Here is a 23,078-nt window from a genome sequence, read left to right on the forward strand (position 1 = left end):
GCCATCGATTCCGCCGCCGAGCCGGCCGACGTGCGACCCTGCCCGGGTGCGACCACGTCTGCCCTCGCCGCTGTGCGAGCTGTCCGATCCCCGGCTGACCACCCTCGGCCTGCGCCTGTGCCTCAAACGGGACGACCTGATCCATCCCGAGGTGCCGGGCAACAAGTGGCGCAAGCTGAAGTACAACCTGGCGGCGGCCCGCGAGCGGGGCGAGCACACCCTGCTGACCTTCGGCGGCGCCTACTCGAACCACCTCCGGGCCACCGCCGCCGCCGGCCGCGCGCTCGGCCTGGCCACCGTCGGCGTGGTGCGCGGCGAGGAACTCGCCGACCGCCCGCTCAACCCGTCGCTCGCCTTCGCGGCCGAACGCGGCATGCGGCTGGTGTTCGTGGACCGCGCCACCTACCGGGCCAAGCACACGCCACCGGTGCTGGAGCGACTGCTCGCCGCACACGGACCCGCGTATGTACTGCCCGAAGGCGGCAGCAACGAGGCCGCCGTGCGCGGATGCGCGGAGTTGCCCGCCGAACTCGGCGACGACGTCGACACGGTCTGCGTCGCGGTGGGCACCGGCGGCACACTGGCCGGGATCGCGGCGGGACTGCCCGCCGGGCGGCGCGCGATCGGCTTCGCGGCGCTCAGGGGCGGCTTCCTCGCCGACGAGGTGGCAGACCTCCAGCGCCGCACCTACGGCGCGCCGACCGACAACTGGCACGTGGAGAACGACTTCCACCACGGCGGCTACGCCCGGCGCGGCCCGGAACTGGACACCTTCCTCGCCGACTTCGCGGCCAGACACGGCTTCGCGCCCGAGCCGGTCTACGTCGGCAAGATGTTGTTCGGGCTGTTCGCCCTCGCCGAGCGCGGCGTGTTCGCCCCGGGCAGCCGCCTGGTCGCGGTGGTCACCGGCTGACCCGGCCGCCCGACGCGCTCGAACCGGGGCCGGCCGGCGCGCGCGGGCCGGGCCGCGCGCCGCGAAAAGCGGTGGTCCGCCGTCCCCACGACCGGACCACCGCTCCGAACGACCCGCCGCCCCCGCGGCCGTCGTCCCCGTCCATCCGTTCCGTCGCCCCGTGTCGCCGGTCCCGATGTCGTCGCTCGCCTCCGCCGTCCCCCTCGAACGGCACTCCCCGAGGCTCCCCCTGGGCTCTCCCCGTGCAGACAACTCTGGCGGTCGGCACGAAGGCGCGACATCCGTACGAATACTCAGAAACGCACCGAGTACGGGCGCCCATATCCCCCGTCGATCATCGTTTTCGGGGCACCGCGGATCCGGGGAAATAAATCTTCCCCGCGCGTACAACCCTGGACGGGGGTCGCGAGTCTTACCAATCGTGACCCGCTGGGGGGTGGGCCCGTAGACCGTGGGGAGCGGTCGCGGGACGGAGCGGGGGACCAGGCCCGGGGGGCGGGCCTGGTCCCCCGCTTCCGCATATACGCTCTACCGACGTGGCTCGCATTGTGATCGTCGGCGCAGGTATCGGTGGATTGGCGGTGGCCGCTCGGCTGGCCACGCTTCGGCACGAGGTGACGATCTGCGAACGATCGTCCTCGACCGGCGGCGCCTCCGGGTCGATCGTCCGCGACGGCTTCACCTTCACCACCGGCCCCGGGCTGCTCACGCTGCCGGCCGTCTACCGTGACCTGTTCCTCAAGACCGGCGCCGCGATCGAGGACGTGGTGGACCTGGTCCCGCTCGCCTCCCCCACCCGCGAGTCGTTCGCCGCCACGACCGGGGCGCGTACCGTCGTCGACCTCCCCAACGCCTCCCGGTCCGGGACCCACGACGCGTTCGAGACGGGCTTCGGGGCGGGCGCGGGCGACGACTGGCAGCGGCTGCTGCACCGGGCCGGCGAGATGTGGGGGGTCACCCGGAAGAGCTTCATCGAGGCGCCGCTGCTGGCCGACCCGGCCCGGCGGGCCGAGCGGCTGCGCAGTGCCGGGAGCGGGCGGGCCGACCTGCGCGTCACCGCCCCGTGGCGCTCGTTGCGCTCGCTCGGCCGGGCCACGCTGAGCGATCCCCGGTTGCGCGCCCACCTGGAGCGCTTCGCCGCCGAGGCGGGCTGCCATCCGGGCAAGGCGCCCGCGACGCTGGCCACGCTGCCCTACCTGGAGGAGACCTTCGGGGTGTGGTGGGTGCGCGGCGGCCTGCACCGGATGACCGAGGCACTGCACGCGCGCTGCCTGCAGCGGAAGGTGAAGGTGCGCACCGACACCGAGGTCGTCGCGATCGAGCGCGAGGGCGACCGGGTCGGCGGGGTGCGCCTGGCCGACGGCGGGCGCCTGGCCGCCGACATCGTGATCACCGACCTGCCCACCGACCCGCACGCGGCCGGGCTGCTGTCCGGCCCGGGGGCCGCCGGGGCGCGGCGGGTGCCGGCCGCCTCCGCGACGCTCGAACTGCATCTCGCGCTGCGTGGGCACACCCCCGGGACGCCGCACCGCACCTATCTGTTCGCGGACGATCCGGGCCGGGAGCCGGACGCGCTGTTCGCCCGACGCCCCGCGCCGCCGAACGATCCGACGGTGTGCGTGCTCGCCCCCGACGACTCGACGCTGGCCCCCGAGGGGCACAGCGCGTGGACGGTACAGCTGCGCGTGCCGCCGCACGGCATCGTGGACTGGGCCTCGGCCGCCGTCCGGGACGCCTACCCCACGACCCTGCTCGACCTGATGGCCCGGCGCGGCCTCGACGTGCGCGACCGGGTCCTGTGGTCGGAGTTGCGCACCCCGGCCGACGTGGCGGCGGCCACCGGTGCCCCGGGCGGCGCGGTGCCGGGCGCGGGCGCCGACGGGCCGCGCAGCGCGCCGCGCCGGGTGCCGAACCGGTCGGCCGTACCGGGCCTGTTCTCGGTCGGCGCGAGTGCCCATCCGGGCGGCGGGCTGCCCCGGGTCGGCATGTCGGCGGCGCTGGTGGCCGAGCTGATCGGGCGCGCGTAGGGCGCGGCTCGCGGTGTGCGGCCGGGTTCAGCGGGCCTTGGCCCGGCGGCCCTTCGGGCGGCGACCGCTGACCGTCCAGCCGTGGTGGTACGCCTTGCGCACATAGCGCGTGGTCAGGAACTGGCCGACCGCGAAACAGAACACGCCGATGCCGACCACCACCGGGTTCTTGATGCCGACACCGGCGGCCACGCCGACGAAGCCGACGAAGGCCAGCACGCGGTAGCGGAACGGGGCGCCGTGTTGCCACAACACCTCGGTCAGCAGCCACAGTCCGATCGGCACGAACAGGATGTAGAGCACCACCAGGCCGAACTGCACGGTCGATCCCTCCGTTACCGGTTCGTGGCCTCACCCTAGCGCGCGTCTTCAGGCCCCGTCGGGCTCCACGACACCCGGCACCGCACCTCGCCACCCCGGAGAAACAGGCGAATAGAACCACTCTGCACCTGCTTCTCCGGCACGCCGATGCACGGCACCGAACGCCGCGGAGCCCGACGGGGGCCTGAAGACACGTACTAGAGGGTGAACCAGCCGTCGGGACGCAAGCGTGTCAGCCGACTTCGGTCGAGCCGGCGCCCCGCGCCGCGCCCGCCTCCCTGTCCAGCCCGAGGTTCTGGTAGATCTCGGTGGTCGCGGTCGACCGGTTCAAGGTGATGAAGTGCAGGCCCGGCGCGCCCTCGGCGAGCAGCCGCTCGGACATCCGGGTGGCGTATTCCACCCCGATCGTGCGCACCGCCGCCCGGTCGTCGCCCGCCGCCTCGACCGCCGCCGACAGGTCGGCCGGCACCGAGCAGCCGCTCAGCTCGCCGGCACGCACCAGCGTGGTCGGGCTGGTCACCGGCATCACCTCGGGGATGATCGGGATGTCGCACCCGGCCGCCGCGACCCGGTCGCGCAGGCGCAGGTAGTCCTCGACGTCGAAGAACATCTGGGTGATCGCGTAGTCGGCGCCCGCGCGGCACTTGGCCACGAAGTGCCGGATGTCCTCGTCCCAGTTGTTCGAACGCGGGTGCATCTCCGGGAACGCGGCGATGCCCACGCAGAAGTCGCCGGACGCGCGCAGCAGCTCGACCAGCTCGACGGCGTAGGTGAAGCCGTCGGGGTGGGCGATCCACTCGCCCTTCGGGTCGCCCGGCGGGTCGCCGCGCAGCGCGAGCACGTTGCGCACGCCCGCGTTGGCGTACTGCCCGATGATGTTGCGCAGCTCGGCGCGCGAGTGGCCGACCGCGGTGAGGTGCCCCACGGGGGTGAGCGTGGTCTCGGTGGCGATCCGCTCGGTTGTGTCGACGGTCAGGCCCCGGCTGGAGCCGCCCGCGCCGTAGGTGACCGAGACGAAGGTCGGTGCCAGGGCCTCGACGCGGCGGATGGCCTCCCACAGGGTGCGGGTGCCCGCCTCCGTGCGTGGGGGCATGAACTCGAAGGAGAAGGACCGGGTGCCGTCCGCGAGGAGATCGCGAATGGCCGGAGTTCGACTGATTCGGGTGGCTGCCGCACCGAGAGACATGCAGGCAGGCTATCGGGCGTTCCGCGCGGCGAGGTAGACCTTCCACTCCGCGAGACGACCGGGCGCGCCGGGCTCGGCGGCGGGCGACCAGGGGACTCGCACCCGGCGCAAGTTAGGCTGCCCCGTATTTCCTGTTCGTTTCCCCGCCTTCGACGGAAGACTCCATGGCTGCCGAATCCTTCCCCGTACACCCCCTGGACCGGGGCGGCCTCCGGCAGCGGATCAATGCCGCGCTGGGCGAGTTCATGGACCGACAGGCGCGCGTGCTCGCCGACGTGGGCGAGGGCATGGTCCCGGTCACCGCGGCGCTGAACGACTTCGTGCTCGACGGCGGCAAGCGGCTGCGCCCAGGCTTTTGCTACTGGGGGTGGCGCGGGATCGCCGGTCCGGGACAGGCGGACGAGGCCATCGTGCGGGCGGCCACCGCGCTGGAGCTGCTCCAGGCCAGCGCGCTGATCCACGACGACCTGATGGACAGCAGCGACACCCGGCGCGGCAAGCCGGCCGTACACCGCCGGTTCGAGGGGCTGCACGGGGAGAGCGGCTGGACGGGCTCGGGCGAGTCGTTCGGCTCGGCGGCGGCGATCCTGCTCGGCGACCTGTGCCTGTCCTGGTGCGACGAGATGTTCGGTGCCAGCGGGGTGGACGACCGGGCGCTGCGCGCGGCCAAGCCGCTGTTCGACGTGATGCGCACCGAGGTGATGGCGGGCCAGTACCTCGACGTGCTGGAGCAGGCGATGGGCGGCGGCTCGGTCGAGCGGTCACGACGGGTGATGCGGTTCAAGTCCGCCAAGTACACGATCGAGCGCCCCCTGCACGTGGGGGCCGCTCTGGCCGGCGCGGACCCGGCCGCCCTCGCCGCCTACTCCGCCTACGGGCTGCCCCTCGGCGAGGCCTTCCAGCTGCGCGACGACGTGCTCGGCGTCTTCGGCGACCCCGAGCTGACCGGCAAGCCCGCCGGGGACGACCTGCGCGAGGGCAAGCGGACCGTGCTGCTCGCGCTGGCGGGCGAGCGGGCCGACGCCGCCCAGAGCGAGGTGCTCACCGCGCTGGTCGGCGATCCGGCGCTGAGCGACACCGGGGTCAAGGAGCTGCGCGCGGTGATCGAGGACACCGGCGCGCTCGCCGACGTCGAGACGATGATCACCGACCTGACCGCGCGGGCCCTGACCGCGCTGGCCGGCGCGCCGATCGCCGAGGACGCGCGCGAAGTGCTGCGCGAGCTGGTCGACGCCGCCACGGTGCGCAGCGTCTAGGCCCTGTCCGGCGGATCTTGGCGGGGTGTCCGGAGCGAGCGCGAAGGGTGTGCCGAGGGCCGCGGGTCGGTGGTGTTCGGGCTCGGCGATCCGTCCCCGGTGCGGGTGTGCGGGGTGCTCGTCCCCGTCCTCGGACAGCGCCTGCGGCGGATTGCGGCCGACCAGGTAGATCCCGCCGATCACGGCGACGAGGACGAGCAGCGGGAACAGCAGCGCGCCCCCGTTGTCCGGTGTCGCGCTCGGGCGCGACACCGGCGTCCCGGGGGCGCCGACCGCGAGCCGAGGGGTCGGGATCCGGGTCCGGCCGGGCGTCGTGGTGGGTGTCGCGGGGTGCGGCAGGTCGTGGGCGCGGGCATCCTCTGCGGACCCCGGACGGAAGGAGACGTCGGGTGTGTCCATCTCGGCAGTCTGGCCGCCGGATCGATCCGGTTCGGCCGGAATGCGCCATCCGCGAGCCCAACCACCCGATCGGCGCACACCGCGTCGCGGGTCAGGGCAGGACGGCCGCGAAGCTCGCGTAGTGGTCGTCGCTGTAGAAGCGCTCGGTGTTCTTTCCGGTGACGATCCGCCGTGCGCCGCGATCGGCGGACCCGGGGGTGCGGACCGTGTACTCGTGGTAGTAGCCGTCGGGTCTGCCGGGGAGCAGCTTCTCCCGATTGCCGAAGACGATGCCGTCGCGGGAGTACGGGAACGGGCCGCCGGCCGCGATCAGGGCCAGCGTCTCGCGGGCCTCGGCGGGCAGGTCGCCGGCGGCGACGGTACGCATCCGGGCGGGCACCCAGGTGGGACGCGCGGACGCGGTGTCGCCGCGGCGCGACACCGACGCGGTGCCGACGGACGTGCCGGCCGCGGTGGACGCCACAGGCGCCCGGGTCGCCCCGGCGCCGGGACGCGACCCGTCGCCGCCGCCGTCGCCGCGTGTGAGCGCGAAGACCAACGCGAGTGCCGCGACGAGCGCGAGCACCGTGACGACGATCAGATTGCGCCGCTGGGCACCGGACATGTCCCGCATCGTGCCGGCCCACCCGCCGCACCGAGCCGAGCCCGCGGACGTACGCGCCGAACGACACCCGAACCGCGTACACCGCCGCTCGGGCGCGGTCGGTCGGCCCGAGGTCGGCCCGAGGTCGGCCCGGGGTCAGCCCGAGGTCAGCCGTTCGACGAACCGGGCCGTCGCCTCGGCCGGGTCCGCGGCCTCGGTGATCGCCCGGACCACCACGACCCGGGTCGCCCCGGCGGCCAGCACCCGGTCGAGGTTGGTCAGGTCGATGCCGCCGATCGCGAACCACGGCCGGGTCGGGCGCAGCTCGGCGGTGTACCGCACCAGGTCCAGGCCCGGCGCGGGGCGGCCGGGCTTGGTCGGGGTCGGCCACACCGGTCCGGTGCAGAAGTAGTCCACCCCCGGCTCCACGATCGCCGCGTCCACCTCGGCCTCGGCGTGCGTGGAGCGCCCGATCAGCACGTCGCCGCCGATGATCGCCCGGGCCGCGGGGACCGGCAGGTCGTCCTGTCCCAGGTGCAGCACGTCGGGGCCGATCGTGTGCGCGACGTCGGCCCGGTCGTTGACCGCGAGCAGCTTCCCGTGTCGGCGGCAGGCGTCCCGGAACACCTCCAGGTATTCCAGCTCCGGTCGGGCCTCCAGGCCCTTCTGTCGCAACTGCACGATGTCCACGCCCGCGCCGAGCACCGCGTCCAGGAACGCGGGCAGGTCGCCCTGCCGCTCCCGCGCGTCGGTGCACAGGTACAGGCGCGCGTCGGCCAACCGTTCCTGACGGCTCGTCATCGGCCCGGCCTCAGATCGCCAGCGCCTGGGCGCGTCGCCGCACCTCGGTCATCCGGTTCTCCTGCAGCGCCTGTACCGGTGTGCCCGGCAGCGTGTCGTCGGCGGTGAACAGCCACTCGAGCGCCTCCTCGTCGGAGAAGTTCGAGTCGGCGAGCAGGGTCAGCGTGCCGACGAGGCCCTTGACGATGTTGCCGTCCTGGAAGAAGTCGGCGGGCACCTGCAGCGCCCGGTGCTCGCCGCGGCGCACCGCGAGGAACTTGCGCTCCTTGAGCTGCTGCCGGACCTTGAGGATGTCCACACCGAGGATCTCGGCGATCTCGGGGAGGGTCACCCAGGCGGGGACGAGGGCTTCGATTTTCGGGTCGATCTCGCTCATCCGGCCAAGTCTAGGTTCCGCGGCCGGTCCCGCTTGCCGGCGCCGGTCACCGGGCCGTCGACTTGAGCGGGTTCTCCGGGTCGGCGAAGCGTTCCCGGTCCACCGGGGTGGCCAGCTGCACGAGCTTGCGGCCCTGGGCGAGGTCGCGCGGACGGGCCACCGCGAGCAGCGCCACGAGCCGGTCGCCGGCGAACCAGCCCGCGGACCACTTGCCGTCCTCGCCGGCGTCGCGGAACACCAGTTCGTCGCCTTCGCCGTGCCGGCCGACGTACTGCACCATGCGGCCGAACTGGTCGGACCAGAAGTACGGGACCGGGTCGTAGGCCTGTTCGCCGCCGAGCAGGTTGGCCACGAGCACGCGCGGCGCCTGGAGCGCGTTGTCCCAGTGCTCGACGTGCATCCGGGTGCCGTAACGGGCGGACGGGAACTCGACGCAGTCGCCGACGGCGTGGACCCCGGGCATCGAGGTGGCCAGGTACTGGTCCACCTCGACGAAGCCCTGCGCGTTGCGGGCGACGGCGGATCCCGCCAGCCAGTCGGTGGCCGGGCGCACGCCGATGCCGACCACGATCGCGTCGGCGCGCAGCCGGCGGCCGTCGCTCAGGTGTACCGCGCCCGGCTCCAGGCGATCCACCCGCGCGCCGAGCAGCAGTTCCACGCCGGCCTCGGCGTACCAGGGCACGAAACGCTCGCCGATCGCGTCGGGGAAGGGCCCGGCGAGCGGGGCGTGCAGCGCCTCGACCACGGTGGTCGGGCAGCCGGCGGCGGCCGCGGCGGTGGCCACCTCGGCGCCGATCCAGCCCGCGCCGACGATCACCACGTGCGCGCCGGGCACGAGCGCGGTGCGCAGCGCGCGGGCGTCGTCGATGGTGCGCAGCACATGCACGCCGGGCACCTCGGCGGCGCCGGGCAGGTGCAGCACGCGCGATCCGGTGGCGATCACAAGGCGGTCGTAGGCGATCGGTCCCGCGTCGGTGTCCACCACACCCTCGCGCAGCCCCGTGGCGGTGCGGCCGAACAGCACCTCGGTGTCGAGCGCGGCCCAGTCCGCCTCGAAGGAGGTGTCGTCGGTCTTGCCGGCCAAGACCTCCTTCGACAGCGGCGGGCGGTCGTACGGCGCGTGCGCCTCGGCGCCGAGCAGGGTGACGCGCCCGGCGTACCCCTGTTCCCGCAGCGCCACCACGGTTTGCAGGCCGGCCATGCCGGCACCCACGACGAGCACGTTGTCCATGCGGGGCAGCCTATGACGCGCGCCCGGGTCGCCGACGAGCAGGGTCTTGACTCAGTCAAGGAGATCGGCGGGTGCCGCTCGGGCGCCCCGGATGGCGTCCGGGACGTGTCGTAGTGTGGAGAGGTCACGGGAGCCCGGTGAGACCGGGCTGAGAGGGGGGCTGCGAGCCCCCGACCGTCCGAACCTGATCCGGGTCATACCGGCGAAGGGAGTTCTGCTCATCATGTCCAACACCGGCACGGCCGGCCCCCCGGGCGTCGACGTCGTGGTCGTCGGCGCGGGCGTCGTCGGACTGTCGATCGCCTGGCGCGCCCGCACCAGGCACGGCCTCGCGGTCACCGTGGTCGACCCCGCCCCCGGCACCGGCGCCTCGCACGCCGCGGCGGGCATGCTCACGCCCGTCTCCGAACTCCAGTACGGCGAGGAGAGCCTGCTTCGGCTGAGCATCGAATCCGCCCGGCGCTACCCGGAGTTCGCCGCCGAGCTGGCCGACGCCGCGGGGCTGCCCTCGGGTTACCGCGCGTGCGGCACGATCGCGGTCGCGCTGGACGCGGACGACCGGGCGGTGCTCAAGGACCTGCACGCCTACCAGGAACGCCTCGGCCTGCGCTCGGACCGGCTGACCAGCCGCGAGTGCCGCCGCCTCGAACCCATGTTGTCCCCGGCGATCACCGGCGGCCTGTACGTCGAGGACGACCACCAGATCGACAACCGCGCCCTGGTCGCGGCGCTGCTCGCGGCCTGCGCGCGGGCGGGCGTGACGATCGTGCGCGAGGGCGTCGAACGGGTGCTGGTCGCGAACGAGCGCGCGTACGGTGTGCGGCTGCGCGACGGGCGGGCGCTGACCGCCGATCAGGTGCTGCTCGCCGCGGGGTGCCGCTCGGCGCGGATCCCGGGCCTGCCGCCCGAGGTGGTGCCCCCGGTGCGTCCGGTCAAGGGCGAGATCCTGCGGCTGGCCGTGCCGCCGGCGCTGCGCCCGCTGCTGTCCCGCAACATCCGGGGCGTGGTCAAGGGCGGCAGCATGTACCTGGTCCCGCGCGTGGACGGCGAACTGGTGATCGGCGCCACCGAGCACGACCTCGGATTCGACACCGAGGTCACCGCGGGCGGGGTCTACGAACTGCTCCGCGACGCGCACGAACTCGTCCCCGGCGTGACCGAGTTGCCGCTGGTCGAGACGCTCGCGGGGCTGCGCCCGGGCAGCCCGGACAACGCGCCGATCCTGGGTCGCTCCGCGCTGGCCGGTCTGGTGGTGGCAACCGGCCACTACCGGCACGGCATCCTGCTCACCCCGATCACCGCCGACACCGTGGCCGACGTGCTCGCGCACGGCACCGCCCCCGACCTCATCGCGCCCTTCGGGCCCGACCGTTTCACGACGAGCGCCGCCCGGAAGGTGATGGCATGACCGACATCGACGACATCGGGAGCATCGAGGTCTCCGTCAACGGCGACCGGCGCGATGTGGCGACCGGCACCACCGTGGCCGATCTGGTGGCCACGCTGACCACCGCCGCCAAGGGTGTGGCGGTCGCGGTCGACGAGGCCGTGGTGCCGCGCGGCGCGTGGGCCGAGACCGTGCTCGACGCGGGCAACCGCGTCGAGGTGCTGACCGCCGTGCAGGGAGGGTGACCACGATGGCCGACGACAAGCTGGTGATCGGCGGGGAGTCCTTCACGTCGCGGTTGATCACCGGAACGGGTGGTGCGCCGAGCCTGGAGGTGCTGGAGCAGGCGCTGATCGCGTCCGGCACCGAGATCACCACGGTGGCGATGCGCCGGGTGGACCCGGGGACCGCGGGCTCGGTGCTCGACGTGCTGCGCCGCCTCGGCATCCGGGTGTTGCCGAACACCGCCGGGTGCTTCACCTCGGGCGAGGCGGTGCTCACCGCGCGGCTGGCCCGGGAGGCGCTGGAGACCGACTGGGTCAAGCTCGAAGTCGTGGCCGACGAGCGCACGTTGTTGCCGGACGGGGTCGAACTGGTGGACGCCGCCGAACGGCTGGTCGACGACGGCTTCCGGGTGCTCGCGTACACCAACGACGACCCGGTGCTCGCACGCCGGCTCGAACAGGTGGGCTGTGTGGCGGTGATGCCGCTGGGGTCGCCGATCGGCTCGGGTCTGGGCATCCGCAATCCGCACAACATCCGACTGATCACCGAGCAGGCCGGCGTCCCGGTGGTGCTCGACGCGGGTCTGGGCACCGCCTCCGACGCGGCGCTCGCGATGGAGCTGGGCTGCGACGCGGTGATGCTGGCGACCGCGGTCACCCGGGCGCAGTCGCCGCTGCTGATGGCCGAGGCGATGCGGCACGCGGTGGAGGCGGGCCGACTCGCGTACCGCGCCGGGCGCATCCCGATGCGGCACCACGCGCACGCGTCGTCACCCATGGCCGGCATGCTGGACGCAAGCCCCGAACATCCCGCCTTCTGAGCCGTACCGGCCCGTGCGCCGCGTCGGCCCGGCGACGGGGGAACCATGGGGAAGACCGTCGGCGTCCACGAGGCAGTGGACCCTACACTCCTGAACATGGACACGACCTTGAATGATCCGCTCGTCGGGCGGCTGCTCGACGGTCGATACCGGGTCGATGCCCGAGTTGCCGCAGGTGGCATGGCCACGGTGTACCGGGCGCTCGACACTCGACTCGATCGCGTCGTCGCCCTCAAGGTGATGCACGCCGGGCTCGCCCAGGACCCCGAGTCCACCCGCCGCTTCATCCTGGAGGCGAAGGCCGCCGCCCGGCTGTCGCATCCCAACGTGGTCAACGTCTTCGACCAGGGCACCGACGGCACCGTCGCCTACCTCGCGATGGAATACGTCGAGGGCCGCACGCTGCGCGAACTGCTGCAGGACCTGGGCAACATGACCCCGCGCGAGGCGTTCGGGGTGCTGGAGCCGATGCTCGCCGCGCTCTCCGCCGCACACCGGGCGGGTTTCGTGCACCGCGACGTCAAGCCGGAGAACGTACTGATCTCCGACGACGGCGGGATCAAGCTCGGCGACTTCGGGCTGGCCCGCGCGACCACCACGACCGCGACCGCGGCGACCGGCAAGGTCCTGGTCGGCACGGTCGCCTACCTCGCGCCCGAGCAGGTCGAACGCGGCGAGTCCACCCCGCGCTCCGACGTGTACGCGGCGGGCGTGGTGCTCTACGAGATGCTGACCGGACGTCAGCCGCACCACGGCGCGACCGCGGTCGAGGTCATCTACAAGCACGTGCACGCCGACGTGCCGCCGCCCTCGCACGCGGTGCCGGGCCTGTCCACCACGCTGGACACGCTCGTGCGCACGGCCACCGTGCGCGACCCGGAGCAGCGGCCGAGCGACGCGGAGGAGCTGCTCGGTCTGGTCCGCCGGACCCGGCACGCGATGCCCGACGCGGAGTTGGACTTCGGCGCGGCGCTGCGCCTGCCGCCGCCGCCCGAGCCGATCAACGACAACGCCACCAGCGTGTTCCGGGCGGGCGAGGTGATGCTGCCGCCGCATCTGGCGCCGCTCGGGTTGAGCGTCGACTCGATGGACGACGAGCAGGCGCGCTACGGCGGGGGCTACGAGGAGCCCTACTCCGAGGAGCACCAGGTCTACGCGCCGGCCGCCGCCCCGGGCGTGCCGGCCCAGGCCACCGGCGGCGGGTATCCCCACCAGCCGGCGCTGCCCGGCCGACGGCGCCGGCGCGGGCCGTCGCGGGGCGTGCTCGTGCTGGCGGTCGTGCTGCTCGTGGCGGCCGCGATCGGCGGCGGCGCGTGGTGGTACGGCTCGGGCCGCTACGCGGATGTGCCCGGGGTGTTGAACATGACCCAGGCCGACGCGGAGAAGCGCATCAAGAACGCCGGCCTCAAGGTGCAGTACGTCGGCGACGGCGAGTTCAACGAGATCGTCGCCAAGGGCTCGGTGATCTCCACCGACCCGGCCCCCGGCAAGAACGTGACGAGCGGATCGACCGTCAAGGTCAAGCTGTCCAAGGGCCCGGAGCGGCACCTGGTGCCGGCGCTGGCGAACCTCAAGCTGGAGGACGCGAAGAAGGCACTCGCCGACGCCGCGCTCAAGCCAGGCACCGAGACCAAGGTGGCCAGCCCCAAGCCGCCGGGCACGGTGGTGGGCAGCACGCCGGCCGCCGGCGAGCAGTTGCAGCGGGACAGCGTGGTCGCCCTGACGGTCAGCCGGGGCCCGGACACCGTGGTGCCGGACCTGACCGGACTGAGCCTGGACGAGGCCAAGGCCCGGTTCCAGCCCACGACCGGGGTCACCGTCGAGGCGGACCCGACTCCGCAGTTCTCGGACACCGTGCCGCAGGGCCGGATCATGTCGTTCGTGCCGGGCGTCAACACCAACGTGCAGTACGGCACGAAGATCGTGGTGGTGCTGTCCAAGGGTCCGGACCTGGTCCAGGTACCGCCGGTGACGGGGATGAACCCGGACGACGCGGGCCGCGCGCTCCAGGCCGCGGGGTTGCGGGTCAACAACCGGATGATCCCGTTGATCCCCGCCAACGTGGGCAAGCAGGACCCGGCGGCCGGCTCGATGGTCAAGCGCAACAGCGAGGTCTTCATCTCGAACTTCTAGGCGCGCTCCGCCCCGCCGGCTCTTCGGGCCCGGCGGGGCGACCCGTACGAAGGCCCCGCTCCGACTCGCGTCGGGCGGGGCCTTCGGGTGTGCGCGGGGTCCGGGCGGGTTCGGCTCAGGTCAGCGCGGGGCCCTGGCCGGTCTCCTCCTGGTAGGAGTAGCGCTGCTCCTGCCACGGGTCACCGATGTTGTGGTAGCCCCGCTCCTCCCAGAAGCCGCGCTTGTCGGCGACCATGTACTCGATCCCGCGCACCCACTTGGGGCCCTTCCAGGCGTACAGGTGCGGCACGATCAGCCGGACCGGGAAGCCGTGCTCGGCGGTCAGCGGCTCGCCGTTGTGGTGAGTGGCCAGGATCGTCTGGTCGCTCGCGAAGTCGAACATGCGCAGGTTCGAGCTGAAGCCGTACTCCGCCCACACCATCGCGTGGGTGACCTCCGGCGCGGGCGGGGCGATCTCCATCAGCTTGGCTATGGTCAGCCCGGTCCACTCGTTGCCCAGCATGCTGAACTTGGTCACACAGTGGAAGTCGGCGACCACGGTCTCGTGCGGCAGCGCCGAGAACTCGTCGTGGTTCCAGCAGTGCTTCTCCCCCGAGGCGGTCGCGCCGAAGACGCGGAAGTCCCAGATCTCGGGCTTGAACCGCGGGACGGGTCCGTAGTGCAGAACGGGCCAGCCGCGCTGGATCCGCTGGCCCGGCGGAAGTCGCGGATCGCGATCCGGAGCCTCGGTCCCACCTTGTGCCGCTTCCGTATGCCCCATACCTCACATGGTCCCAGACGCCCCGACCGACTCTCGACCGCCCCTGCCGGCGCCGAAGCCGCGGACCGACCCGTTTTCCGGCGCCGCCCGAGACCGGCGGGCAGGAGGCACGCGGCAGGACATGTTCGACATTGGAAGGCAAGGCTGCCCTTCGTGGCGGAAGTACTACCAAAAGTGACAGGATTCGGAGGAACTCCTGCCCCACGTGTGCCCGGGGTTCCCCCACGTCTCCCATGTTCACAGCCCGTCCCACACCGGAAGGTGCGTCGCGATGCACAGTGACCCGCAGATCATCGAGCTCCTGAACGAACAGCTCACGGCGGAACTCACCGCGATCAACCAGTACTTCCTGCACGCGAAGATGCAGGAGCACCGGGGCTACATCAAGCTCGCGGCCTGGACCCGCCACGAGTCGATCGACGAGATGAAGCACGCCGAACGGCTCACCGACCGCATCCTGATGCTGGAGGGCCTGCCGAACTACCAGCGCCTGAACGCGCTGCGGATCGGCCAGAACCTGGAGGAGATGTTCCGCGCCGACCTGGCGGTGGAGATGGAGGCCGTGGAGCGGCTGCGGCGCGGGATCCCGCTGATGCGCGAGAAGGGCGACGTGACGTCGGCCAACATCTTCGAGGACATCCTGGCCGACGAGGAAGAGCACGTCGACTACCTGGAGACGCAGCTCGGCCTGCTCTCCGAGGTGGGCGAGCAGCTCTACATCGCGGGCCTGCTCAAGCAGCCCAACGAGAGCTGACCGGGAGCCGGCCGAGCGCCGAGCGCGAGCCGACCGAGCCCCGACCCGAAGCGCACGAGCGATCGGGGCTTGTGTCACCGATCACCCGGTATTCCCCCCGGCGAGCCCTGAGGTTACCCTTACCTAAGTAACCTCGCCGCTGGGGGGAAATCTCCGTGTACGTCTGCATGTGCTTCGGTGTCACCGACCGTCAGGTCAACGACCGGATAGCCGACGGCGCCCGCACCATGCGCGAAATCGCCCAGTCCTGCGGCGGCGCGGGCACCGACTGCGGCCGGTGCGTCAAGAGCATCACCGCGATGTTGCCCCGCGACGAGTCCCGACGCCGGCGGCGCGAGCTGTGCGGCGAGGCGGACACCTGCGCGACCGCGTGCGAGAGCACCGTCGAGCCCGTCGCGCTGCCGATGCCGACCGTCGTCGCCGCGGCCCTGCCCGACAACGTGGTCCCGCTTCGCCGGCACTCCGCCGCCTGATCAGCCCTTCGCCGCCTGCACGATCGCCGTCGCGGCGCGCGCGCAACCGGCCGCGTCCACGTCCATGTGGGTGACCAGGCGCACCAGCCTCGGCCCGAACGCCGATACCAGCACCCCCTCCGCCCGGCAGCGCTCGGCGATCGTGGCCGCGTCCGGCTGCCGCTCCCCCAGTTCGACCAGCACGATGTTGGTCTCCGGGTCGGCCACCGCGAAGCCCGCGTCGCGCAACAGCCCGGCCAGCTCCCGCGCGTGCTCGTGGTCCTCGGCCAGCCGCTCGACGTGGTGCTCCACGGCGTACCGGCCGCCCGCGGCGAGAATGCCCGCCTGACGCATGCCGCCGCCCATCCGGTGCCGCATCCGCCGCGCCTCCGCCTCGTACTCCGCGGGCAGCATCAGCACCGACCCGGCCGGCGCGCCGAGCCCCTTGGACAGACACACACTGAGCGAGTCGAACAGCGCCCCATAACTGCGCAGCGGGGTGCCGGTGGCCACGTGCGCGTTCCAGATCCGCGCGCCGTCGCAGTGCAGCGGCAGGCCATATCCGCTCACCAGCTCGCGGATCGCGGTCAGCTGCTCCAGCGGGTACACCGAGCCGCCGCCCCGGTTGTGCGTCTGCTCGACCGCGACCAGGTCGGTGCCGACCGTGTACGGGTTGCCGACCCGGATCAACCGGGCCAGGTCGGCCGGGTCGAGCAGGCCGCGCGGGCTGAGCGTGGTCCGGGTCTGGACGCCGCCCTGTGCCGACGCCGCGCCGTCCTCGTGCGCGACGATGTGCGCGTCGGCGTCCAGGACCAGCTCGCCGCCCGCCGGGACGGCCAGCCGTACGGCCAGCTGGTTGGCCATCACGCCGGTCGGCGTGAACAGCGCGAACGGCTGCCCGAACAGGTCGGCGACGTACTCCTCCAGGGCCCGGACGGTCGGGTCCTCGGCGTAGACGTCGTCGCCCACCTCGGCGGCGGCCATCGCCGCGCGCATCGCGGGGCCGGGCTTGGTGACGGTATCGCTGCGCAGGTCGGTGAAGGTCATGGCGGCAGCATTACAGACGCCGTCGAGGGCGGATCCTCCGGTCGGAGGGTCCGCCCTCGGGGCGTGTGGGTCGGGCCGGATCAGCTCTTGCGGTACATCTCCGCGACCAGGAAGGCCAGGTCGAGCGACTGGCTGCGGTTCAGCCGCGGGTCGCACGCGGTCTCGTAGCGCTGGTGCAGGTCGTCGACGAAGATCTCGTCGCCGCCGCCCACGCACTCCGTGACGTCGTCGCCGGTCAGCTCGACGTGGATGCCGCCCGGGTGTGTGCCGAGCGCGCGGTGCACCTCGAAGAAGCCCTTGACCTCGTCGAGGACGTCGTCGAAGCGACGGGTCTTGTGCCCGCTGGACGCCTCGAACGTGTTGCCGTGCATCGGGTCGGACACCCACACCGGCTGCGCGCCGGCCGCGGCCACCTTCTCCACCAGGGCCGGGAGGTTGTCCCGGACCTTGCCCGCGCCCATGCGGACGATGAAGGTCAGCCGGCCCGGGTCGCGGTTCGGGTCGAGCTTGTCGATCAGCGCGAGCGCGTCCTCGGGAGAGGTGGTCGGGCCGAGCTTGACGCCGATCGGGTTGCGGATCCGGGAGGCGAACTCGATGTGCGCGCCGTCGAGCTGCCGGGTGCGCTCACCGATCCACACCATGTGGCCGGACACGTCGTACAGGTCGCCGGTGCGCGAGTCGACCCGGGTGAGCGCGTCCTCGTAGTCCAGGATCAGCGCCTCGTGGCTGGCGTAGAACTCCACGGTGCGGAATTCCTCGGGGTCGGTCCCGCACGCGTGCATGAAGCGCATCGCGCCGTCGATCTCGGCCGCGAGCCGCTCGTAGCGCTCGCCGGAGGGCGAGAGCGCGACGAAGTCCTGGTTCCAGGCGTGCACCTGGCGCAGGTCGGCGTAGCCGCCCGTGGTGAACGCGCGCACCAGGTTCAGCGTCGCCGAGGACGAGTGGTACATGCGCTTGAGCCGCTCGGGATCCGGCATGCGGGCGGCCTCGGTGAAGGCCAGCTCGTTGACCGCGTCGCCCCGGTAGGACGGCAGGGTCACCCCGTCGCGGGTCTCGGTGCCGCTGGAGCGCGGCTTGGAGTACTGCCCGGCCATCCGGCCGACCTTGACCACCGGCACCGAGGCCGCGTAGGTCAGCACGACGGCCATCTGCAGCAGCGTCTTGAGCTTGTTCTTGATCGCGTCGGCGGTGTTGCCGGCGAAGGTCTCGGCGCAGTCGCCGCCCTGGAGCAGGAACGCTTCGCCCTTGGCCACCGACGCGAGCCGACCACGAAGCTGGTCGCACTCGCCGGCGAAGACGAGCGGCGGATAGGAACGGAGGTCCGCGAGGGCGGAGCCCAGGGCCTCGTTGTCCGGCCACTCGGGCTGTTGCGCCGCCGGGAGGGTTCGCCAGGATTCGATGTCGTTCAGGGTCACCGCTCAAGACTAAGCGGAGTGGCAACCCGATTGAGGCCGGCGCCCGGAGAGCGAGACGCCGAGCATCGGGCCCGGTGCGCCCGGTGCCCGGCGCGAATCCCCGGGAAGCGGCGAACCCCGCCGGAAAGCGGTGACCCCGCGCGGTCGAGGCACTAGGATTCGGGCGTGATCGCGATCAGCTTCCATCGGCACTCCTGGTGGCCCGTCCCTGCGGCGGCCCACTGACTTCGCGATCACCCCACGATCCGACGGCCGCCCGGCAGGGCGGCCCTTTGTTTGTCCCGGACCCGGCGGCACACCCGCCCGAGCCGGACGGACAACCGGCGGATCGCCCGGTCGGGAGGGCGTCTCTCTCGACCGAGGAGCACCCATGCGCACCGCCGACGTCCTGTCCCCGCTGTTCTGCGCCGCCCCGCCGCCGTTCGCGCTGATCCGGCGCGAGAACTCGTCCGTGGTCGAACTCCTGACCGGCGAGATCGTCGACGCGCCCGGCCTCGACGCGCTGCCGCTGCCGGCCGCCGGCGACGGGCCCGGGCACGAACTGCTCGCCCTGGTGCCGTACGGGCAGATCCGCGAGCGCGGGTTCGAGTACCGCGAGGACGGCACGCCGCTGCGCTGCCTGCGGGTCACCGAGCAGCACGAGCTGCCCCTGGCCGAGGTGCTGGCCGCGCTGCCGCGGGTGCCGGTCGCGCTGCGCGGCGGCGGTTTCGACGTGGACGACGAGAGCTACGCCGTGATCGTCAAGCGGGTGATCGAGGAGGAGATCGGCCGGGGCGAGGGCGCCAACTTCGTCATCCGCCGCGACTACTGCGACCACATCGAGGACTACACGCCGGCCTCCGCGGGCACCCTGCTGCACCGGCTGCTGACCCGGGAGAGCGGCGCGTACTGGACCTACCTGATCCACACCGGCGAGCTGACCCTGGTCGGCGCCAGCCCCGAGCGGCACGTCAGCTCGATCGGCGGCGAGGTGGTGATGAATCCGATCAGCGGAACGTATCGGCATCCCGCCGAGGGGCCCTCGCGCGAGGGGCTGCTGGCCTTCCTGCGTGATCCGAAGGAGATCGACGAGCTGTTCATGGTCGTCGACGAGGAACTGAAGATGATGAGCGAGGTGTGCGACCTCGGCGGCGCGGTGGAGGGCCCCTTCCTCAAGCCGATGGGCCACCTCACGCACACCGAATACCTGCTGCGCGGGGTCACCTCGCACGACGTGGGCACCGTGCTGCGCGGCACCATGTTCGCGCCGACGGTGACCGGCAGCCCGCTGGAGAACGCGTGCCGGGTGATCCGTCGGCACGAGCCGACCGGGCGCGGCTACTACTCGGGCGTACTCGCGCTGATCGGGCGCGACGGGGAGGGGCGACGCACCCTGGACGCGCCGATCCTGATCCGGACCGCGTACATCACCCCCGACGGCGGCCTGCGGGTGCCCGCGGGCGCGACCCTGGTCCGGCACTCCACGCCCGAGAACGAGGTGGCCGAGACACACGCGAAGGCGGCGGGGGTGCTGGCCGCGCTCGGCGTGGTACCGGCCGCCGGGGTCGCCGGGAACACGGCGCTCGCGGCCGATCCCGAGGTGCACGCGGTACTGGCGGAGCGTAATGCCGCGCTCGCCCCGTTCTGGTTGCGGCCGAGGGACGGGCACGCGCTGCGCGCGCCGGAGCTGGCGGGGCGGCACGTCCTGGTGGTGGACGGCGAGGACACCTTCACCGCGATGCTCGCGCACGTGTTGCGCACGCTGGGCCTGCGGGTCGAGGTCAGGTCGCACGACGACGTCACCTCGCGGCGGGTGCGCACCGCCGACCTGGTCGTGCTCGGTCCCGGGCCGGGTGATCCCCGGGACACCGCGCACCGCAAGATCCGGCTGATGGGCGCGTTGTTGCGGACCCGGCTCGACGCGAGCGCCCCGCTGCTCGCGGTCTGCTTGGGACACCAGTTGCTCGCCCACGAGTTGGGCCTGGAACTGATCCGCGAACAGCGGCCGTACCAGGGCAAGCAGGAGACCATCGACCTGTTCGGCCGACCGGAACGGGTCGGCTTCTACAACGCGTTCACCGCGCTGCGGCCGACCGCCGGGGTGCCCAACGTGGAGTTCGCCGCGGACTCGTTCAGCGGCCGGGTGCACGCGCTGCGGTCGAGCCGGATGCGGCTGGCGGGGGTGCAGTTCCACCCCGAGTCGGTACTCACCCACAACGGCCTGGCCATCATGCGGGAGCTGCTCGCCGGATTGTGAGCGCCGCGAGGGCACCGCGGGTGGGCGCCGACGGCGGGCGCGGGCCGGGTGGACACCCGGTCCGCGCCGGGCGGCGCGCGGTCGGGCGCCGGGTCGCTCACGGGGGCGCGGTTCCGGCGGGTACGCCTCCGGTGTCGCACCGGCATGCGAACATAATCGCGTTGCTCGCCGCGGTACGACGGAGGATGCTCGACCCCGTTCGTTGACCGATCCCAGTGGAGGGGGTTCCCGTGGGCTCCGATTGTCCGCCGCACGACCCCGTCGACTGGAGCGGTCGCAAGCGCTGTCGCAAGTGTGGAGTCACCTTCGGCGGACCGCGCCCGCTGCCCCCCTCGCCACCGGACGCAGATGGCTGATTCGCCGCCCCCGCCGCCGAACTTCCATACGGCGCCGCGCACTCCGTGGGACGCACTGCCCACCGACGCGCGCGCCGCGGTCGAACGGTGTGCGGGGCGCGTGCTGGGGGTCGCCACGGTGTGGGCCGGATTCAACTGCGAGTTCGCCGCCACGGTGACCACCGAACGATCACGCTTCTTCGTCAAGGGTGTTCCGCGCGATCATCCGGCCGCCCCGCAGCAGGGGATCGAGGTCCGGGTCGCGCCGCATGTGCACACCGTCGCGCCCCGGCTGCGCTGGGAGGTGCGGCTGGACGACTGGGTGTTGCTCGGCTTCGACCACATCACCGGCCGACACGCCGACTTCGCGCCGGGCACCGCCGATCTGCCGCTGGTCGCCGACGCGCTGCGCCGACTCGGCCGGGTCGCCGTACGAGACCTGCCGCTGCCGCGGATCGAGGACCGCTGGCGTTCGCTGTTGACCCACCGTCAACTCGAACTGCTGCGTGGGGAAAGCCTGTTGCACACCGATCTGCATCCGCACAACGTGCTGATCGGCGACCGGGGGCCGCGCGCGTACCTGGTCGACTGGGCCCAACCGGCCCGCGGCCCGGCCTGGATCGAGGTCACCATGGTCGCCGGCCGGCTGATGGACGAGGGCCACACCGCCGAACAGGCGGCGTCCTGGGCGGACCGCTTCGCGTGCTGGCGCACCGTCTCGCGGGAGGCGATGGAGACCTTCGTGTTCGCCGCCACCAACCAGTGCTCGCGCGGTATCGGCGCCGCCGACGCCGCCCCCTGGAACGCCCGTCTGACCGCTCTGGCCGAGGCCCGCGCCGCCCGGACCCACCGCCGCGCCTGCCTCACCCGCCCCGTCGGTTCGCGCCGCCGCTCGACACTGGACTGACCCCCGCCACCCCTGGGCCCATCCCCCGCCGGCGAGGCCGCCGACCAGGCTGCCCGGATATCCCCTGGGTCCGACGGTCTACCGCCCGGTAGGCTCCGGCCGTTCGTACATTCGGTCGAACAGGCTCCTTCCTACGACGGGTACCCCGCATGCGTCTGCGTCGCTGTCTCGCCTCGACGGCGTTCCTCGTGCTGCTCGGGTCGCCGCCGGCCGGCGCCGTGCCGGTCCCCACCGCTCCGGCGGCGGAGGTGCCGGCGGCCGACGGGCAGGTCGAGCTGACCGGGGTGCCGGACCGGATCCGGCCGGCCGTTCCCGTCGAGATCACCGCGACGATGCGCAACGCCGGTCCGACCCCGCTGCTCCTGGAGCCCGAGGTGTCGATCGGCGGGGATCGGGGGATCGCCCCGGAGCAGGTGCGCCTGGAGGTCCTCGACCCGGTCCGCGGCACCTGGGTGCTCAGGGCCCTGGGCACGCTCGGCTCGGCGTCGCTGCCGTTCCCCGGCGCGGGCGCGAGCACCGAGACCTCGGGTCGACTCGCACCCGGCGCGAGCGTCGAGTTCCATATGCGGTTCACGATCGCGGCGAACGTTCCGACGCAGTTCGTCCAGGTCTCCATGGGCGGACGAAGCCACTCCCCGAGCGCCGGCGACGAGCCGCGCTTCACCCGAGGCTTCGCCGTCGACGCCGCGCTGCTCGGGCCGGACGGCAGCGCGCCCACGCGCCCACCGTCCCCGGACGAGACCCGCTCGCCGTCCGTGCCGAACGCGGGCCCGGACCGGTCCGGCGGTGTCGCGAAGACGTTCCCCACGGCGCGGCGCGGGGACGGGCCGACGTTCAACCTCGTCGGTGTGCCCGGTCGGCTCCAGGCCGGCGGCGGCGCGGCCGAGTTCAAGGTCACCTTCACCAACGACACCGGCCGGATCATCCCCGGCGTGCGGCCGGAAGTGGTGTTCACCACCGGCCAGTCCCCGATCACCCCGCGGCAGTTGATGGTCGAGGTGTACGACTCCTACGACCGGGGCTGGAGTCCGGTGTCGCTCCAGGTGCTCACCGACCCCGCCAACGGCCGCGACGCGCACCTCGCCGGTGCGCTGACGCCCAAGCCGTGGGACGGCCAACGGCAGCTTCCGCCTGGCGAGTTCGCGACCATCTCGCTCCGCGTATCGATCCCGGCCGGCTCGCCGGTGGCGGGCGGCGACCTCGCCGTACTGGCCGGCGGCGCGGCCCCGAACGGGGTGGGCCCCGACCTCTCCTCGCGCAGCGACTACCAGGTGCTCCACGTGCCCAACCCCGGCGGGCCTACGCGCGCGCCCACGCTGCGGCCCGAACTGCCGCCGACCGCCCCGGACTCGGCCGCCGGGCAGCGCCGGGAGGACCACGACGACACGTTCACGTTCGCCACCGTCGCGATCTGGATCACCCTCGCGGCCCTCGGCGCCACCATCGTGTACTTCGCCCGCAAGAACCGCCGGCAGGGCGCCGGGACCCCGCTCGGGCCCGACGCCTGACGCCCG

General features: G+C 73.0%; 21 protein-coding genes and 1 riboswitch. Of the genes, 12 read left to right on the forward strand and 9 right to left on the reverse strand.

Annotation, left to right across the window (positions count from 1 at the left end; translation table 11 throughout):
* The first annotated feature begins 46 nt into the window (after nt 1-46).
* Together ACH4XV_RS12620 and ACH4XV_RS12625 are read left to right on the forward strand one after the other, a co-directional pair.
* Nucleotides 47-913 carry a 1-aminocyclopropane-1-carboxylate deaminase/D-cysteine desulfhydrase gene (locus ACH4XV_RS12620; RefSeq protein ID WP_395789042.1) on the forward strand — a complete coding sequence of 289 codons (867 nt, stop codon included), beginning with the start codon at nt 47-49 and terminating at the stop codon, nt 911-913.
* A 536-nt stretch (nt 914-1,449) separates the two neighbouring features.
* Nucleotides 1,450-2,940 (forward strand): phytoene desaturase family protein, encoded by a 1,491-nt coding sequence (locus ACH4XV_RS12625; protein WP_395789044.1) that lies wholly within the window; start codon nt 1,450-1,452, stop codon nt 2,938-2,940.
* Between the two features lie 27 nt (nt 2,941-2,967).
* Here ACH4XV_RS12625 and ACH4XV_RS12630 read toward each other — a convergent pair whose 3' ends face one another.
* On the reverse strand, nt 2,968-3,261 hold the full coding sequence (locus ACH4XV_RS12630; protein WP_395789046.1) for a hypothetical protein: 294 nt from the start codon (nt 3,259-3,261) through the stop codon (nt 2,968-2,970).
* Between the two features lie 232 nt (nt 3,262-3,493).
* The gene (gene metF / locus ACH4XV_RS12635; protein ID WP_395789048.1) at nt 3,494-4,447 is read right to left on the reverse strand and encodes a methylenetetrahydrofolate reductase [NAD(P)H]; all 954 of its coding nucleotides are present in this window, start codon (nt 4,445-4,447) and stop codon (nt 3,494-3,496) included.
* Between the two features lie 164 nt (nt 4,448-4,611).
* Here metF and ACH4XV_RS12640 point away from each other — a divergent pair, with 164 nt between their 5' ends.
* Complete coding sequence (locus ACH4XV_RS12640; protein WP_395789050.1) at nt 4,612-5,703, forward strand: polyprenyl synthetase family protein; 1,092 nt, start codon at nt 4,612-4,614, stop codon at nt 5,701-5,703.
* 490 nt (nt 5,704-6,193) lie between these two features.
* On the opposite strand, the gene ACH4XV_RS12645 is transcribed toward ACH4XV_RS12640, so the two are convergent.
* The 4 genes from ACH4XV_RS12645 to ACH4XV_RS12660 all read right to left on the reverse strand — a co-directional run bounded on the left by ACH4XV_RS12645 (nt 6,194) and on the right by ACH4XV_RS12660 (nt 9,093).
* Nucleotides 6,194-6,706, reverse strand: a complete 513-nt coding sequence (locus tag ACH4XV_RS12645; RefSeq protein ID WP_395789052.1) for a ribonuclease domain-containing protein — start codon at nt 6,704-6,706, stop codon at nt 6,194-6,196.
* A 135-nt stretch (nt 6,707-6,841) separates the two neighbouring features.
* The gene (gene thiE / locus ACH4XV_RS12650) at nt 6,842-7,486 is read right to left on the reverse strand and encodes a thiamine phosphate synthase (protein WP_395789054.1); all 645 of its coding nucleotides are present in this window, start codon (nt 7,484-7,486) and stop codon (nt 6,842-6,844) included.
* A 10-nt stretch (nt 7,487-7,496) separates the two neighbouring features.
* Nucleotides 7,497-7,862: an Rv2175c family DNA-binding protein gene (locus ACH4XV_RS12655; protein WP_380012671.1), complete on the reverse strand. Its 366-nt coding sequence runs from the start codon at nt 7,860-7,862 to the stop codon at nt 7,497-7,499.
* A 46-nt stretch (nt 7,863-7,908) separates the two neighbouring features.
* Nucleotides 7,909-9,093, reverse strand: coding sequence for an NAD(P)/FAD-dependent oxidoreductase (locus ACH4XV_RS12660; RefSeq protein ID WP_395789056.1), 1,185 nt, complete (start codon nt 9,091-9,093; stop codon nt 7,909-7,911).
* Nucleotides 9,094-9,209: 116 nt separating this feature from the next.
* A riboswitch (TPP riboswitch) is annotated at nt 9,210-9,321 on the forward strand.
* On the opposite strand from ACH4XV_RS12660, the gene thiO reads away from it, so the two are divergent.
* The 4 genes from thiO to pknB all read left to right on the forward strand — a co-directional run bounded on the left by thiO (nt 9,317) and on the right by pknB (nt 13,658).
* Nucleotides 9,317-10,501 carry a glycine oxidase ThiO gene (gene thiO / locus ACH4XV_RS12665; RefSeq protein ID WP_395789058.1) on the forward strand — a complete coding sequence of 395 codons (1,185 nt, stop codon included), beginning with the start codon at nt 9,317-9,319 and terminating at the stop codon, nt 10,499-10,501. Its footprint overlaps the riboswitch before it by 5 nt.
* Complete coding sequence (gene thiS / locus ACH4XV_RS12670; protein ID WP_395789060.1) at nt 10,498-10,725, forward strand: sulfur carrier protein ThiS; 228 nt, start codon at nt 10,498-10,500, stop codon at nt 10,723-10,725. Before thiO ends, thiS begins: the two co-directional genes overlap by 4 nt.
* Before the next feature lie 5 nt (nt 10,726-10,730).
* Nucleotides 10,731-11,525 (forward strand): thiazole synthase, encoded by a 795-nt coding sequence (locus tag ACH4XV_RS12675; RefSeq protein ID WP_395789062.1) that lies wholly within the window; start codon nt 10,731-10,733, stop codon nt 11,523-11,525.
* Between the two features lie 96 nt (nt 11,526-11,621).
* Nucleotides 11,622-13,658 carry a Stk1 family PASTA domain-containing Ser/Thr kinase gene (gene pknB, locus ACH4XV_RS12680; RefSeq protein ID WP_395789064.1) on the forward strand — a complete coding sequence of 679 codons (2,037 nt, stop codon included), beginning with the start codon at nt 11,622-11,624 and terminating at the stop codon, nt 13,656-13,658.
* 115 nt (nt 13,659-13,773) lie between these two features.
* Here pknB and ACH4XV_RS12685 read toward each other — a convergent pair whose 3' ends face one another.
* Entirely contained in the window at nt 13,774-14,418 is a 645-nt protein-coding gene (locus tag ACH4XV_RS12685) for a sulfite oxidase-like oxidoreductase (protein WP_380012653.1), read from the reverse strand.
* A 271-nt stretch (nt 14,419-14,689) separates the two neighbouring features.
* Here ACH4XV_RS12685 and bfr point away from each other — a divergent pair, with 271 nt between their 5' ends.
* Together bfr and ACH4XV_RS12695 are read left to right on the forward strand one after the other, a co-directional pair.
* Nucleotides 14,690-15,172, forward strand: a complete 483-nt coding sequence (gene bfr, locus ACH4XV_RS12690) for a bacterioferritin (protein ID WP_078977566.1) — start codon at nt 14,690-14,692, stop codon at nt 15,170-15,172.
* A gap of 155 nt (nt 15,173-15,327) precedes the next feature.
* Nucleotides 15,328-15,645, forward strand: coding sequence for a bacterioferritin-associated ferredoxin (locus ACH4XV_RS12695; RefSeq protein WP_395789066.1), 318 nt, complete (start codon nt 15,328-15,330; stop codon nt 15,643-15,645).
* Here ACH4XV_RS12695 and ACH4XV_RS12700 read toward each other — a convergent pair whose 3' ends face one another.
* Nucleotides 15,646-16,671, reverse strand: coding sequence for a threonine aldolase family protein (locus tag ACH4XV_RS12700; protein ID WP_395789068.1), 1,026 nt, complete (start codon nt 16,669-16,671; stop codon nt 15,646-15,648).
* Between the two features lie 80 nt (nt 16,672-16,751).
* Complete coding sequence (locus ACH4XV_RS12705) at nt 16,752-18,086, reverse strand: class II 3-deoxy-7-phosphoheptulonate synthase (protein ID WP_380043008.1); 1,335 nt, start codon at nt 18,084-18,086, stop codon at nt 16,752-16,754.
* A gap of 370 nt (nt 18,087-18,456) precedes the next feature.
* On the opposite strand from ACH4XV_RS12705, the gene ACH4XV_RS12710 reads away from it, so the two are divergent.
* The 3 genes from ACH4XV_RS12710 (at nt 18,457) to ACH4XV_RS12720 (ending at nt 23,072) form a co-directional block, all read left to right on the forward strand.
* Entirely contained in the window at nt 18,457-20,322 is a 1,866-nt protein-coding gene (locus tag ACH4XV_RS12710) for an anthranilate synthase family protein (protein WP_395789070.1), read from the forward strand.
* Between the two features lie 348 nt (nt 20,323-20,670).
* A complete protein-coding gene (locus ACH4XV_RS12715) occupies nt 20,671-21,564 on the forward strand; it encodes a phosphotransferase family protein (protein WP_395789072.1) in 894 nt (297 codons plus the stop codon).
* Nucleotides 21,565-21,713: 149 nt separating this feature from the next.
* Nucleotides 21,714-23,072 (forward strand): hypothetical protein, encoded by a 1,359-nt coding sequence (locus ACH4XV_RS12720; protein WP_395789074.1) that lies wholly within the window; start codon nt 21,714-21,716, stop codon nt 23,070-23,072.
* The last annotated feature ends 6 nt before the right edge of the window (nt 23,073-23,078 follow it).

Source organism: Embleya sp. NPDC020630 (genome assembly GCF_044334985.1).
Classification (GTDB): Bacteria; Actinomycetota; Actinomycetes; order Streptomycetales; family Streptomycetaceae; genus Embleya.